Consider the following 13,669-nt stretch of genomic DNA (forward strand, 5'->3'; position numbering starts at 1 on the left):
CAAGCCGAGGATTATACCTGAGCTATGACCTCACGCGCCAGCTGAGGTCGGGTTTGATGCGGAAACATTCTGTTTTAAGAGGTCGCGCATCTGTTTTGCTATCTGAATTTGCTCTTCAGCCGACAATCCCGGCTGCCTTGCTCTCTTGATGAGTTCATCGAGGGTCTGCGTGTGCTGGCCCGCGGATAACCTAGTAATGGTGTCTAAAAACTGTTGTTCAAGGTTATCGCCGTCAATTAGCCACTCCTTTTCCGCGAGTGCTTTCAGCAGGCGACCTTGTTCGGTGCCATGCCATCGAGCCATCAGTTGGATGGAGTTTAGCTTAGGATTTTTCTGCACGGCCTCGATCAGGGCAATCAGCACCTGAGCGTAGGTGTTGCTCTCGTTGGCAAAATGCTCCGCGCTTTCAACCTTGCCCGCCAATTGCGGGTGATGGATGAGCGTGCGCAGGGCAATCAGCGTCGGGGCTTCTACGGCGACCGGTGTGCGTGGAGCATAGGCTTCGTCGCGGTCACCGCGCTTGCCGTTCTTGTTCCAGGGTCTCTTGTCCCATTTCTTGCCGCCGGCGCCGGGCTTCTTCGGCGTCCACTCCTGCTGGGGCGCGTAGGCCTCCTGTGCTGGGTGGAAGTCGGCATAGTCCGGTAGCGTGTCGTAATCCATGCCTGGGTCGTAGGTGGGCGGCGCATCCTGCGGTGCGCTGTGCACCAGTTGGCTGACGGCTTCGCCACTCAACCCGGTAATTTCCAGCAGGCGCTGGCGCATCAGAGTGCGCAGATTGGCGCCGGGCACCTTGTCGATCAGCGGTGCGGCGAGGGTGGCCATGTGGGCCTTGCCTTCAAGGGAGCGTGGATCGGCTTCTTCGGTGAGCTGCTGGAAGAAGTAATCCGCCAGCGGCTGTGCATGTTGATTGATGCGCGCGCGGAACGCGTCGGTGCCTTCGGAGCGAACCAGGGTGTCCGGGTCTTCGCCTTCGGGCAGGAACAGGAAGCGTGCGCGGCGCCCGTCCTGCAGGCATGGCAGCGTGGCTTCGAGGGCGCGCCAGGCGGCATTGCGGCCGGCCTGGTCGCCGTCGAAGCAGAACAAGACGCTGGGCACGACACGGAACAGGCGCTTCAAGTGTTCTTCGCTGGTGGCGGTACCCAGGGTCGCCACGGCGTTGCGCAAGCCTTGCTGGGCGAGGGCGATCACGTCCATATAGCCTTCAACCACAATGATCTCATCGAGATTGCGGTTGTTCTTGCGCGCCTCGAACAGGCCGTAGAGTTCCTGGCCCTTGTGGAATACCGGGGTTTCCGGGGAGTTCAGGTACTTGGGCTTGTCGTCCCCCAGTACCCGGCCGCCGAAGGCGATGATCCGGCCGCGGCTGTCGCGGATCGGGAACATCACGCGGTCGCGGAAGCGGTCGTAGCGCTTGCCGGTCTCGGCGTTTTCCACCAGCAGCCCGGCGTCGATCATGGCTTTTTGCTGCAGGGTGTCGCTGCTCAGGTGCTTGTAGAGGTTGTCCCAGCCGGGCGGGGCGAAGCCGAGGCCGAAGTCGCGGGCGATCTCGCCGGTGAGGCCGCGCCCTTTGAGGTAGTCGACGGCGGCCTTGCGCTGCGGATGGCTTTTAAGCGCCTGACGATAAAAGTCGGCAGCGGCTGTCAGTAGCGGGTATAGCGGCGAATCGGTGGGTTGCCGCGGTTTGTGCGGGCGGCCACTTTCTTCGCGGGGGATTTCCATGCCGGCGGCTTTGGCCAGTTCCTCGACGGCCTGGGGGAAGTCCAGGTTGTCGTGGTCCATGATGAAACCGAGGGCATTGCCACCCGCACCGCAGCCGAAGCAGTAGTAAAACTGTTTGTCGGGACTGACGCTGAACGATGGGGTCTTTTCTTTGTGGAACGGGCAGCAGGCGGTGTAGTTCTTGCCGGCTTTCTTCATTTGCAGGCGCGAGCTGACAACATCGACGATGTCGGTGCGGTTCAGAAGGTCGTCAATAAAGCTCTGGGGAATCAGCCCGGCCATGGCGTTCTCGTCATCACTGCTTGTAATTGAGGGCCCGTGAAATGCTCAAGCGCGCGTATCGAGTGGCGTGGCCATCAATCGTCTGCTTGGGCTGTCAGGAAGTGTATCTGCCGATCATTCGCTGACGTTAGTTTCTATCAGTCTTCGGCGAAGAAATGTTGCCCTGGCGTCCGGCGTTGACCAATGGTGGTCTCGGAAGCTCATCGCTGGGCACAGCCGATCTGTTGATCGCCTGCTTACAAAATGAGTGTGCTCGTCAGTAGCCTTGTTAGGCTCGTCAGAAGAGACGTGCACCGCTGGCAGAAAAGCCAGTCCTGACGTGTGAAGCAGTGTCTCGGTCGCGTGTGCGGCGTCGACGGTGAAGCATCAAGCGATATCCGCAAATGCCAACAGCCCGGCTGAGGGCCGGGCTTGGCAGAAGCTTGCTACGAACGTCTGTGTATTAGTACAGACGAACGGCGCGGCGCTGTTCGCGCTGAACTTTCTTGGCGTGACGCTTAACAGCGGCTGCTGCTTTACGCTTACGCTCAGAAGTTGGCTTCTCATAAAATTCGCGGCTACGAACTTCAGCCAGAACACCGGCTTTTTCGCAGGAGCGCTTGAAACGACGCAGAGCTACGTCGAAGGGTTCGTTCTCTTTTACTTTGACGGCTGGCATCCAGAGCTACCTTCTTTCATTACCGGGAATCAACGTTCTCGTCGCAAAAAATTCGCGGCTGAGGTCGTCGGTTTTTAAGGGTTGCGGATGTTAACCCCTCATTGCCCGGAATGCAAAGCCTCTGATCGAAAACCGCTAGTCTGGAGGGGGAGTGGCGACTATCATGCGCGCCTTCGAATTCAGCCTCTACAAGGCGCAAACCCATGTTAGTACTGGGACTTGAAACCTCCTGCGACGAAACCGGTGTCGCACTCTACGACAGTGAACGCGGGCTTTTGGCCGATGCACTGTTCAGTCAGATCGATCTGCATCGCGCCTATGGTGGCGTGGTGCCGGAGCTTGCCAGCCGCGATCACGTCAAGCGCATGCTGCCGTTGATTCGCCAGGTGTTGGACGAGGCCGGCTGTGTGGCGACCGAGATCGATGCTATTGCCTACACCGCCGGCCCCGGATTGGTCGGAGCCCTTCTGGTTGGGGCCTCTTGCGCCCAGGCACTGGCCTTCGCGTGGGGGATTCCGGCCCTGGGTGTGCACCATATGGAAGGCCATTTATTGGCGCCCATGCTGGAAAAAACACCGCCACAGTTCCCGTTCGTCGCTTTGTTGGTTTCGGGTGGCCATACGCAGCTGGTTCAGGTCGATGGGATCGGCCAATACACGCTGTTGGGCGAGTCGCTGGACGATGCCGCCGGTGAAGCGTTCGACAAGACCGCGAAGATGATGGGCCTCAATTATCCCGGTGGCCCGGAAATCGCCCGCCTTGCCGAAAAAGGTGTTCCGGGCCGCTTCACCTTCCCGCGTCCGATGTGCGATCGCCCCGGCCTGATGTTTAGCTTCAGCGGTCTGAAAACCTCCGCGCTGAACACCTGGCAGCAAAGTGTCAGCGCCGGGGACGACAGTGAGCAAGCCCGTTGCGACATCGCGCTGGCGTTCCAGCAGGCCGTGGTGGAGACTTTGACCATCAAGTGCAAGCGTGCCCTGAAACAGGCGGGCATGCAGCGTCTGGTGATCGCAGGCGGCGTCAGCGCCAACAAGGCCTTGCGCGCTTCACTGGAGAAAATGCTCGGCGCCATCAAGGGCGATGTGTACTACGCGCGGCCTGAGTTCTGCACCGATAACGGAGCGATGATCGCCTATGCCGGTTGCCAGCGCCTACAGGCCGGGCAGCATGAAAGCCTGGCGATCAGCGTGCAGGCGCGCTGGCCGATGGAGCAGTTGTCACCGTTGTGAGGCTTGGCTTGAGCCGGGCTTAACGAACGTATTTAAAAATGCCGTTCGCGCCCGGCAAACAGGTCGCGTAAATTGCCCCGGTGGCGCCAGACGATCAGCAGGGTCAACACGCTCATCGGCAGCAGCGCCGCCGGCTCTTGCCAGGCCAGCAGGGGCAGGGTGAGGGGCGTGGCGATCAATGCGGCCAGTGAGCTGGTGCGGGTCAGGTAGAACGTCAGCAGCCAGGCAAGCGCGGCGAGCAACGCGGCAGGCGGGTAGATTCCCAGCAACATGCCGGCGGCTGTAGCGACACCCTTGCCACCGCGAAAGCGGAAGTACAACGGAAACAAATGGCCCAGGACGGCACAGACGCCAACCCAGGCCTGCTGCTGAAGGGTAAGGCCGGCGAAATGCGCGATCAGCACGGGCAACAGGCCTTTGCAGACGTCGCCAAGCAGCGTGAGGATGGCGAGTTTCTTGCCGGCCAGGCGCAACATATTGGTGGCGCCAGCATTGCCTGAGCCACTCATTCGCGGATCGGGATTTCCCGTCAGGCGGCTGAGCAAAATGGCGAAGGACAGCGAGCCGAGCAGGTAGGCGAAGATCGCCAGTGACCAAAACATGCTAACTATTCCGGGCGAGGACGCCCTGATTCTAACGGGGCATCGCGCCCTTGTCGTGCTGCGGAGAAGAGTGCTTGGACAGAGTGTTTATCGAAGGCCTGGAAGTCGACACCGTGATCGGGGCCTACGACTGGGAGCGCGGAATCCGCCAATGCCTGCGCCTGGACCTGAGCTTCGCCTGGGATAACCGCCCGGCCGCCGCCGGCGACGACCTGACCCTGGCACTCGATTACGCCAGCGTATCGGCGCGGATCCAGGCCTTTGCCGAGCAGTCCCAGTACCAATTGGTGGAGACGTTCGCCGAGTGTCTGGCGCAAGTGTTGATGAGCGAATTCCAGATTCCCTGGCTGCACCTCAAGCTGACCAAGCCTGGTGCCGTGCCGGCTGCCAAAGGTGTGGGCGTGGAGATCGAGCGCGGATGTCGCTAACTCAGGTTTACCTTGGCCTCGGCAGCAATATCGAGCGCGAAACCCATTTGCGCGCGGGCCTCGATGCCCTGGCGGGTTTTTTGACCGATATGCAGTGCTCGGCAGTGTTCGAAAGCCAGCCGGTGGGCATCAAGAGTGGGCCGTTCTTCAATCTGGTGGTATCGGCCTACACCGATCTGCCACTGATGGAGCTCGACCGCCGCTTGAAATTCATCGAGGCCGACAATGGCCGCTATGCCCCGGATCGCAAGGGCTTGCCGCTGGATATCGATGTGCTGCTGTACGGCGATCTGGTGGGCAACTTCGACGGTTTGGTCCTGCCTCGGGCCGAGATCCTGAAAAATGCGTTTGTGTTGTGGCCGCTGTCGATGATGGCGCCAGACCGTGTGCACCCAGAAGTGGGCAAGACCCTGGCTGAACTGTGGCGCGATGCGCAGATCAACCAGGTGCTGGCGCCTGTCGGATTTGAATGGCAGGGCCTGCAACTCACGCCGGACTCGCTCTTGTAGGAGCGAGCGTGCTCGCGAAAAAACTGAGAGCGCTGCGTTATCGTTGAGACTCTTCGCGAGCAAGCTCGGCCCCTACAAGGGTTTGTATTGTTCCTTGTAGGCTTTGAGTGCCTTGAGCCGTTCGCGCTTGAGCGCCTCGCCCAACTCCGGGCCTTTGAAGCCCTTCTCAAGCAGTGGCGCAACTGCGACCTCGCGCGCTGCTTTCGCTGCTGCGCGTAAGTAATCCGCTTGTGGATAACTTCTTTGCTCAAGCCCCTTGCGACCCCGTGCATCCATTTCACACGCCACCACAAACTCTTCAAAGCGCTGCGGTCGCCGGTAAACGTCGAAGCTCTGTAGCAACTCCAGCAGGGTCGAGGCTTTCAACTCCAGGGCACGATGGCCGTGGGTGTGATATTGGCCGACCAGCAAGGCCAGCTCCTGGCAATCCTTGGGCGCCTTGAAGCGTTCGTTCACTGCCTTGATCAGCTTCAAGCCCCTGTGTTCATGGGCGATATGCTGCGGCAACTTATCCACAGGTGTCAGGCCCTTGCCCAGGTCATGCAGCAGGCAGGCCCAGCGTACGGTCAGCGGTTGCTTATGCAGGGCGGCCTGTTCCAGCACGCTCAAGGTGTGCACGCCGGTGTCGATCTCGGGGTGATGGGCTGCGGGTTGAGGCACGCCGAACAGCGCGTCGACTTCCGGCATCAAGATTTTCAGTGCATCGCAATCGCGCAGCACCTGGATAAACACCTGGGGCTGATCTTCCATCAGGGCGCGGGAGATTTCTTTCCAGCTGCGCTCAGGAGTCAGGGCTTGCAGTTCGCCGGATTCGCTGAGTTGACGCATCAGCGCCATGGTTTCCGGCGCCACTGTAAAACCCAGGTGCGCATAACGTGCGGCAAAGCGTGCAACACGTAGCACACGCAAGGGATCTTCGGCGAACGCGGGGGAAACATGGCGGAGAATGCGTGCTTCAAGATCACGCTGGCCGTGATAGGGATCGGTCAGGTTGCCGTCATCGTCCTGGGCCATGGCGTTGATAGTCAGGTCGCGGCGGATCAGGTCTTCTTCCAGCGTGACCTCAGGGCTGGCGTGAAACACAAAGCCGCCATAGCCCCGGCCACTCTTGCGCTCGGTACGGGCGAGGGCGTATTCGTCGCCGTTCTTCGGGTCCAGGAATACCGGAAAATCGGCACCCACCGGTTTGTAGCCTTTGGCGAGCATCTCTTCTGTGGTTGCACCCACGACGACGCGGTCGATATCGGTGACCTTGATGCCCAGCAAGCGGTCACGCACCGCGCCGCCGACTTTGTAGATTTTCATGAAAAAGCCTCCATAAGCCGAACAGGATAACGCCTGTGCCCGGCCAATGGAGGCTTTGCTGCGTCAGAGGTGAACGACGGCCAAGTCCAGGCGGCCGTAGTCGCCGTCGTTATGATCGTTGCGCGGTGGCACATGGTGGGTTTTCATCACCTGATCACCCTGCAAGGTTTCCAGGTGAATGTCGAAGCCCCACAGCCGATGCAGGTGTTTGAGCACTTCCTCGGTGGAATCGCCCAGAGGCTTGCGGTCGTGCTGCTGGTGACGCAGGGTCAGGGAGCGATCGCCGCGCACATCGATGCTGTAGATCTGTACGTTGGGCTCACGGTTGCCCAGGTTGTATTGCGCCGCCAGGGTCTCGCGGATTGTGCGATAGCCGGGCTCATCGTGGATGGCGGGTACCACGAGGTCGTCCTTGAGGTCGTCATCGAGGATGCTGAACAGCTTGAGATCCCGAATGACCTTGGGCGACAGGTACTGCAGGATAAAACTCTCATCCTTGAAGCTGCTCATGGCGAACTTGATGGTCGATAACCAATCGCTGCCGGCGATCTCCGGGAACCAGCGGCGATCTTCTTCGGTGGGGTGTTCGCACATGCGCCGAATATCGCGGTACATGGCGAAGCCCAGGGCATAGGGGTTGATGCCGCTGTAGTACGGGCTGTCGAAGCCGGGCTGGTACACCACGCTGGTGTGGGAGGTCAGGAACTCCATCATGAAGCCGTCGGTGACCAGGCCTTCGTCGTAGAGGTCGTTGATCAGGGTGTAGTGCCAGAACGTCGCCCAGCCTTCGTTCATCACCTGGGTCTGGCGCTGTGGATAAAAATACTGGGCGATCTTGCGCACGATGCGCACGATTTCCCGTTGCCATGGCTCCAGCAGGGGCGCGTGCTTTTCCAGGAAGTACAGGATGTTTTCCTGGGGTTCGGCGGGGAAGCGCGCATTGTCTTTATCGTTGTTCTTGTCGGCGCGTTTGGGAATGGTGCGCCACAGGTCGTTGATCTGTTTCTGCAGGTGCTCCTCGCGCTCCTTCTGGCGCAGGCGTTCTTCCTCGGCGGAAATCGGATAGGGGCGTTTGTAGCGGTCGACCCCATAGTTCATCAGTGCATGGCAGGAATCGAGCAGGTCCTCCACCGCATCGATGCCATGGCGCTCCTCGCACTGCATGATGTACTGCTTGGCGAACACCAGATAATCGATGATCGAGCTGGCATCGGTCCAGGTGCGGAACAGGTAGTTGCCCTTGAAGAAGCTGTTGTGCCCATAGCAGGCGTGGGCTACCACCAGCGCCTGCATGCAGATGGTGTTTTCTTCCATCAGGTAGGCAATGCAGGGGTCGGAGTTGATGACGATTTCATAGGCCAGGCCCATCTGGCCGCGGCTGTAGGACTTCTCGGTGCTGAGGAAGTGTTTGCCGTAGGACCAATGATGGTAGCCGAGGGGCATGCCGACGGAAGCGTAGGCATCCATCATCTGTTCAGCAGTGATCACTTCGATCTGGTTGGGGTAGGTGTCCAGGGCATAACCCGCCGCGATGCGGCTGATCTCCCGGTCATAGGCCTGGATCAGTTCAAAGGTCCACTCGGAGCCTGTGGAAATGGGTTGGCGCTTAGTCTCTTTTTTGGCGGTCATGTCACTAACCTGCGCTGGAAGAGTTCACGGAAGACCGGATAGATATCGCCGGCCGAGACCAGTTGCTGCTGGGCGAACGTGTCGGCGAACGCTTCACCGATGCGCTCGTATTCGAACCACAGGGCCTGGTGCTCACGGGGGGTGATTTCGACATAAGTGTAGTACTGCACGAACGGCATGATCTGGTTGATCAGGATGTCGCGGCAGATGGGCGAATCGTCGTTCCAGTTGTCACCGTCGGAGGCCTGGGCCGCGTAGATGTTCCATTCGTTGGCCGGGTAGCGCTCGGCCATGATCTCCTGCATCAGTTTCAAGGCACTGGAGACGATGGTGCCGCCGGTTTCCCGTGAGTAGAAGAACTCCTCTTCGTCCACTTCCCGGGCGCTGGTGTGATGGCGGATGAACACCACGTCGATCTTGTCGTAGTTTCGCTTGAGAAACAGGTACAGCAGGATAAAGAACCGTTTGGCAATGTCCTTGGTGGCCTGTGTCATGGAGCCGGACACGTCCATCAGGCAGAACATCACAGCCTTGGAGCTGGGGTTGGGTTGCTTGACCAGCAGGTTGTACTTGAGATCGAAGGTATCCAGAAATGGCACGCGGTGGATGCGTGCGCTGAGTTTTTCTATTTCCCCTTCAAGTTCCTGGATATCGCCGAAGTTGTCCGGCTCTTCACGCTTCAAGCGCGCCAACTCTTCCTTGGCCTCCTTCAATTTGGCGCGGCTGCTGCCCGACAGGGCGATACGCCGCGCATGGGCCGAACGCAGGGTACGGATGATATTGATCCGCGACGGGTTGCCTTCGTTGCTGATCCCGGCGCGTACGGTTTTGAAGGTGTCGGTACCGGTCAGGTTGCGCTTGACCAGGTTGGGCAGCTCCAGGTCCTCGAACATGAACTCGAGGAATTCTTCCTGGGTGATCTGGAAGACGAACTCATCCATGCCTTCGCCGGAGTTGCCGGCCTTGCCCGGGCCTTTACCACCGCCACCGCCTTGAGGGCGCTGGATATGTTCGCCGGTGGTGAATTCCTTGTTACCCGGATGCACAACGGTCTGTTTGCCGCCGCGGCCATGGTGCAGGACCGGTTCGTCGATATCCCGCCCCGGAATGCTGATTTGCTCGCCATGTTCCATATCGGTGATGGAGCGGCGGCTGACGGCCTCTTCCACCGCTTTTTTGATGTGGTCACGGTAACGCCGCAGGAAACGCTGGCGGTTTACCGTGCTCTTGTTCTTGCCATTGAGGCGTCGGTCGATCACATAGCTCATGAGGAGCCCTCCGGGCAGCTTCACGTTACAAGCTTCAAGCGGCGAGCTGGAAGCTTAGAGACAAGCGGTCGACTGCCAGGCCATTGGCCCGGCAGTACGCGCCCGTCGCTGCCTTACTGCGATTTGCGCACCCGCAGGTACCACTCGGAGAGCAGCCGTACCTGTTTGTCGGTATAGCCGCGCTCGACCATCCGTGTAACGAAGTCGTTGTGTTTTTGCTGATCCTCCTTGCTGGCCTTGGCATTGAAGCTGATGACCGGCAGCAGGTCCTCGGTGTTGGAGAACATTTTCTTCTCGATGACCACCCGCAGCTTCTCGTAGCTGAGCCAGGTGGGGTTCTTGCCATTGTTGTTGGCGCGGGCGCGCAATACGAAGTTGACGATTTCGTTGCGGAAATCCTTCGGATTGCTGATGCCGGCGGGCTTCTCGATCTTTTCCAGTTCCTCGTTGAGGGCTACGCGGTTGAGGATTTCGCCGGTTTCCGGGTCGCGGTATTCCTGATCCTGAATCCAGAAGTCTGCGTACAGCACGTAACGGTCGAAGATGTTCTGGCCGTATTCGCTGTAGGACTCCAGGTACGCGGTCTGGATTTCCTTGCCGATAAATTCGATGTAGCGCGGCGCCAGGTATTCCTTGAGGAAGCGCAGGTAGCGCTCGCGGGTTTCAGCCTGGAATTGCTCCTGTTCGATCTGTTGTTCCAGCACGTAGAGCAAGTGCACCGGGTTGGCGGCGATCTCGTGGGGGTCGAAGTTGAACACTTTGGACAGGATCTTGAACGCGAAGCGCGTCGACAGGCCGTTCATGCCCTCGTCCACGCCTGCGGTGTCGCGGTATTCCTGGATCGACTTGGCCTTGGGGTCGGTGTCCTTGAGGTTCTCGCCGTCGTACACGCGCATCTTCGAATAGATATTCGAGTTTTCCGGCTCCTTGAGGCGCGACAGTACGGTGAACTGGGCGAGCATCTTCAGGGTGTCGGGCGCGCAATGGGCCTTGGCCAGGGAGCTGTTGAACAGCAACTTGTCGTAGATCTTGATTTCATCGCTGACCCGCAGGCAGTACGGCACCTTGACGATGTAGATCCGGTCGATGAAGGCTTCGTTGTTCTTGTTGTTGCGGAAGGTGTGCCACTCCGATTCGTTGGAGTGGGCCAGCAGGATCCCGGTGAACGGAATCGCGCCCAGGCCTTCGGTACTGTTGTAGTTGCCCTCCTGGGTGGCGGTGAGCAGTGGGTGCAGCACCTTGATCGGAGCCTTGAACATCTCCACGAATTCCATCAGGCCCTGGTTGGCCCGGCACAGCGCGCCTGAGTAGCTGTAGGCGTCGGCGTCGTTCTGTGGGAATTCTTCCAGTTTGCGGATATCGACCTTGCCCACCAGCGCCGAGATGTCCTGGTTGTTCTCATCGCCCGGTTCGGTCTTGGCCACGCCGATCTGGTTGAGGATCGAAGGGTAGAGTTTCACCACGCGGAACTGGCTGATGTCGCCGCCGAACTCGGCCAGGCGTTTGGTGGCCCAGGGCGACATGATGGTGTTGAGGTAGCGCCGTGGGATGCCGAAGTCCTCTTCGAGGATCGCGCCATCTTCCGTGGCGTTGAACAGGCCCAGGGGCGACTCGAACACCGGCGAGCCCTTGATGGCGTAGAAGGGCACCTTTTCGATCAGTTGTTTGAGCTTTTCGGCCAGGGACGATTTACCACCACCGACGGGCCCGAGCAGGTAGAGGATCTGTTTCTTTTCCTCCAGGCCTTGGGCGGCGTGGCGGAAGTAGGAGACGATCTGGTCAATGCATTCTTCCATTCCGTGGAAGTCTTCAAAGGCCGGGTAGCGGCGGATCACCTTGTTGGAGAAGATTCGCGACAGGCGCGAATTGTTCGAGGTGTCTACCAGTTCCGGCTCGCCGATCGCCAGTAGCAGGCGTTCGGCGGCAGACGCGTAGGCACTGCGGTCGCGCTTGCACAGCTCGAGATACTCTTGAAGCGTGAGTTCTTCCTGCCGTGTGGACTCGAAGCGTTGTTGGAAGTGGCTAAAAATACTCATGACGTCGTCACCTCGCTCGATACGTGGAGCCGACGCCGGATCAATCAGTCGATGCTGGCAGTCATTGACGAACGCCAATGGCCGTTTTCCCCCCAGAACACCCTGAAACGCTACCGATGACCCGCACGCCGGTGTACCGGCTCTCCCCTGATTCGGATGGCCTGCGCTTAAGGATAGTTCGGAATCGGAGAGGTCAAGGCGCGATGCGCAATTAGTTTGGCTGCGCCGTTCGTCAGAAACGGCGCGAGCCCAAGCGTCACGCGGGGTAGCGGGGTGTGAAAAAAATTATTGCGAATCGCCGGAGGAAATTTCGGCCGGATAGGTCGTCCGCCACAGCTCGAAGCCGCCGTCCAGACTATAGACGTCGGAGAAGCCCTGGCTGACCAGATAAGCTGCCGCACTCTGGCTGGAATTGCCGTGATAGCAGGCCACGATCACCGGCGCGTCGAGGTCGGCGGCGCGGATGAAATCGGCGATGTTGTGGTTGTCCAGGTGCTGTGCGCCTTTGATGTGGTTCAGGGCATAGGTCTGGGGATCACGAATATCCACCACCACTGCGCCTTGTTCGCGCAGGGCCTGGGCTTGGTCGGGAGGGATACGTTTGAATTCGCTCATGGCGCTCTCCTTGGGCGTGGCTGCGCGTGGCGTCTAGCGCTTGGCGGCAGCCGGCAGTGTAACGGGAAGGGGGGATTGGCACTGGCAGCTCAGGCGCTCGCCGGTGTCGATGTTCATCAGGGTCATGGCGCCACCCCATACGCAACCGGTGTCGAGGGCGAATACACCGGGCTCATCGCATTTGCCTTCAAGGGCGGCCCAGTGACCGAAGATGATCTTCGTGCCGCGGGTTTTACGTTCCTTGTGGGCAAACCATGGCTTGTAGCCGGGCAGTGCGGTGTCGGCGCCTTCCTTGCTCTTGAGGTCCAGCTTGCCGTCGGCGGTGCAGAAGCGCATGCGTGTGAAGTAGTTGGTGATCACCCGCAGGCGTGCGATGCCGGTGAGGTCGTTGTCCCACTTCACCGGTTCGTTGCCGTACATGCCGTCGAGGAAGGGTGTGTACAGGCTGTCATCGGCCAGGGCGGTTTCGACTTCGGCGGCGTACTTGAGGGCTTTCTTGAGTGTCCACTGGGGCGGGATACCCGCATGGACCAAGGCTGTATCGCGGCCTTCATCGTAATGCATGAGCTTTTGCCGGCGCAGCCAGTCGAGCAGGTCGGCGCGATCTGGGGCTTCGAGGATTTCCCGCAGGGTATCGCCCTTTTTCAGACGCTCGATGTTTTTACTGGCTGCCAGCAGGTGTAGATCGTGGTTGCCCAGTACGCACACCAGGGAATCCCGCAGGTTGTACAAGTAGCGCAACGTCGCCAGGGATTCGGGGCCACGGTTGACCAGGTCGCCCACCAGCCACAGGCGATCGTTCGCCGGGTCGAAGGCCACTCGATCGAGCAGGCATTTGAGAGGCTCCAGGCAGCCTTGCAGGTCGCCGACCGCATACGTCGCCATCAGTGCAGGGCTCCCGGCACCGCCAGGCGGAACGGCTTGATGATGGCGTCGAACAGTTGGCCGTCGGTGGCTTTCATCTGATAGGAGCCTTGCATGGTGCCGACCTTGGAGGTCATCACGGTGCCGCTGCTATAGGTATGGCTGGCGCCGATGTCGATCAGCGGCTGCTGGCCGACCACGCCGGCGCCGCGCACTTCCTCGACCTGGCCGTCACCGTCGGTGATCACCCAATGGCGCGACAAGAGCTTGGCCGGCACCAGCCCGTTGTTTTTCACCGTGATGGTGTAGGCAAAGGCGAAGCGGTTCTGTTCAGGTTGCGATTGTTCCGCCAGGAAGCGGGTGACGACGCTGACGTCGATCTGGTAGCGAGGATCGGACATGCAAGAGGCCTTAAAAGCAAAAGCGGAGGACAGCAGATGCGGATCAGTCTAGGCCAAGAGGTGGGCACTAGGCCAGACATGTGTCTGACCAGATACCCACCCACTGTAGGAGCCGGTTCCTGCG

The 13,669-nt window shown here is 59.8% G+C and carries 13 protein-coding genes; 3 read left to right on the plus strand and 10 right to left on the minus strand.

Features of this window, described 5'->3' with window-relative positions; genetic code table 11:
• Window positions 1-30 precede the first annotated feature (30 nt).
• Together dnaG and rpsU are read right to left on the minus strand one after the other, a co-directional pair.
• Window positions 31-2,001 (minus strand): DNA primase, encoded by a 1,971-nt coding sequence (gene dnaG / locus BLR63_RS25300; protein ID WP_010566332.1) that lies wholly within the window; start codon window positions 1,999-2,001, stop codon window positions 31-33.
• A 442-nt stretch (window positions 2,002-2,443) separates the two neighbouring features.
• The gene (gene rpsU, locus BLR63_RS25305; protein WP_002551877.1) at window positions 2,444-2,659 is read right to left on the minus strand and encodes a 30S ribosomal protein S21; all 216 of its coding nucleotides are present in this window, start codon (window positions 2,657-2,659) and stop codon (window positions 2,444-2,446) included.
• A 203-nt stretch (window positions 2,660-2,862) separates the two neighbouring features.
• Between rpsU and tsaD the strand changes: the two genes are divergently transcribed.
• On the plus strand, window positions 2,863-3,888 hold the full coding sequence (gene tsaD / locus BLR63_RS25310) for a tRNA (adenosine(37)-N6)-threonylcarbamoyltransferase complex transferase subunit TsaD (RefSeq protein ID WP_010566333.1): 1,026 nt from the start codon (window positions 2,863-2,865) through the stop codon (window positions 3,886-3,888).
• 32 nt (window positions 3,889-3,920) lie between these two features.
• Here the strand turns inward: tsaD and plsY are convergent, their stop codons facing one another.
• Window positions 3,921-4,490, minus strand: a complete 570-nt coding sequence (plsY, locus tag BLR63_RS25315; RefSeq protein WP_010566334.1) for a glycerol-3-phosphate 1-O-acyltransferase PlsY — start codon at window positions 4,488-4,490, stop codon at window positions 3,921-3,923.
• Window positions 4,491-4,564: 74 nt separating this feature from the next.
• Here plsY and folB point away from each other — a divergent pair, with 74 nt between their 5' ends.
• Both folB and folK read left to right on the plus strand, forming a co-directional pair.
• Window positions 4,565-4,918, plus strand: coding sequence for a dihydroneopterin aldolase (folB, locus tag BLR63_RS25320; RefSeq protein WP_010566335.1), 354 nt, complete (start codon window positions 4,565-4,567; stop codon window positions 4,916-4,918).
• Window positions 4,909-5,427, plus strand: coding sequence for a 2-amino-4-hydroxy-6-hydroxymethyldihydropteridine diphosphokinase (gene folK, locus BLR63_RS25325; RefSeq protein ID WP_010566336.1), 519 nt, complete (start codon window positions 4,909-4,911; stop codon window positions 5,425-5,427). Before folB ends, folK begins: the two co-directional genes overlap by 10 nt.
• A gap of 72 nt (window positions 5,428-5,499) precedes the next feature.
• Here folK and BLR63_RS25330 read toward each other — a convergent pair whose 3' ends face one another.
• The 7 genes from BLR63_RS25330 to apaG form a co-directional block, all read right to left on the minus strand.
• Window positions 5,500-6,732 (minus strand): multifunctional CCA addition/repair protein, encoded by a 1,233-nt coding sequence (locus BLR63_RS25330; RefSeq protein WP_010566337.1) that lies wholly within the window; start codon window positions 6,730-6,732, stop codon window positions 5,500-5,502.
• Window positions 6,733-6,795: 63 nt separating this feature from the next.
• A complete protein-coding gene (locus tag BLR63_RS25335) occupies window positions 6,796-8,361 on the minus strand; it encodes a SpoVR family protein (RefSeq protein WP_010566338.1) in 1,566 nt (521 codons plus the stop codon).
• On the minus strand, window positions 8,358-9,629 hold the full coding sequence (locus BLR63_RS25340; protein WP_010566339.1) for a YeaH/YhbH family protein: 1,272 nt from the start codon (window positions 9,627-9,629) through the stop codon (window positions 8,358-8,360). Before BLR63_RS25340 ends, BLR63_RS25335 begins: the two co-directional genes overlap by 4 nt.
• A 113-nt stretch (window positions 9,630-9,742) precedes the next feature.
• Window positions 9,743-11,665, minus strand: coding sequence for a PrkA family serine protein kinase (locus BLR63_RS25345; protein ID WP_010566340.1), 1,923 nt, complete (start codon window positions 11,663-11,665; stop codon window positions 9,743-9,745).
• A gap of 285 nt (window positions 11,666-11,950) precedes the next feature.
• On the minus strand, window positions 11,951-12,280 hold the full coding sequence (gene glpE, locus BLR63_RS25350) for a thiosulfate sulfurtransferase GlpE (RefSeq protein WP_010566341.1): 330 nt from the start codon (window positions 12,278-12,280) through the stop codon (window positions 11,951-11,953).
• Window positions 12,281-12,313: 33 nt separating this feature from the next.
• Window positions 12,314-13,165: a symmetrical bis(5'-nucleosyl)-tetraphosphatase gene (locus tag BLR63_RS25355; protein WP_010566342.1), complete on the minus strand. Its 852-nt coding sequence runs from the start codon at window positions 13,163-13,165 to the stop codon at window positions 12,314-12,316.
• Window positions 13,165-13,545, minus strand: coding sequence for a Co2+/Mg2+ efflux protein ApaG (gene apaG / locus BLR63_RS25360; RefSeq protein ID WP_010566343.1), 381 nt, complete (start codon window positions 13,543-13,545; stop codon window positions 13,165-13,167). Before apaG ends, BLR63_RS25355 begins: the two co-directional genes overlap by 1 nt.
• Window positions 13,546-13,669: the final 124 nt, after the last annotated feature.

This window comes from Pseudomonas extremaustralis, from assembly GCF_900102035.1.
GTDB lineage: Bacteria > Pseudomonadota > Gammaproteobacteria > Pseudomonadales > Pseudomonadaceae > Aquipseudomonas > Aquipseudomonas extremaustralis.

Excerpts from the sequence above, each read along its gene's own strand:
- BLR63_RS25340 (WP_010566339.1), bottom strand. The coding sequence starts at position 9,629 with ATGAGCTATGTGATCGACCGACGCCTCAATGGCAAGAACAAGAGCACG.
- folK (WP_010566336.1), top strand. The coding sequence starts at position 4,909 with ATGTCGCTAACTCAGGTTTACCTTGGCCTCGGCAGCAATATCGAGCGC.
- BLR63_RS25345 (WP_010566340.1), bottom strand. The coding sequence starts at position 11,665 with ATGAGTATTTTTAGCCACTTCCAACAACGCTTCGAGTCCACACGGCAG.
- tsaD (WP_010566333.1), top strand. The coding sequence starts at position 2,863 with ATGTTAGTACTGGGACTTGAAACCTCCTGCGACGAAACCGGTGTCGCA.
- BLR63_RS25355 (WP_010566342.1), bottom strand. The coding sequence starts at position 13,165 with ATGGCGACGTATGCGGTCGGCGACCTGCAAGGCTGCCTGGAGCCTCTC.
- plsY (WP_010566334.1), bottom strand. The coding sequence starts at position 4,490 with ATGTTTTGGTCACTGGCGATCTTCGCCTACCTGCTCGGCTCGCTGTCC.
- rpsU (WP_002551877.1), bottom strand. The coding sequence starts at position 2,659 with ATGCCAGCCGTCAAAGTAAAAGAGAACGAACCCTTCGACGTAGCTCTG.
- glpE (WP_010566341.1), bottom strand. The coding sequence starts at position 12,280 with ATGAGCGAATTCAAACGTATCCCTCCCGACCAAGCCCAGGCCCTGCGC.
- apaG (WP_010566343.1), bottom strand. The coding sequence starts at position 13,545 with ATGTCCGATCCTCGCTACCAGATCGACGTCAGCGTCGTCACCCGCTTC.
- BLR63_RS25335 (WP_010566338.1), bottom strand. The coding sequence starts at position 8,361 with ATGACCGCCAAAAAAGAGACTAAGCGCCAACCCATTTCCACAGGCTCC.
- dnaG (WP_010566332.1), bottom strand. The coding sequence starts at position 2,001 with ATGGCCGGGCTGATTCCCCAGAGCTTTATTGACGACCTTCTGAACCGC.
- BLR63_RS25330 (WP_010566337.1), bottom strand. The coding sequence starts at position 6,732 with ATGAAAATCTACAAAGTCGGCGGCGCGGTGCGTGACCGCTTGCTGGGC.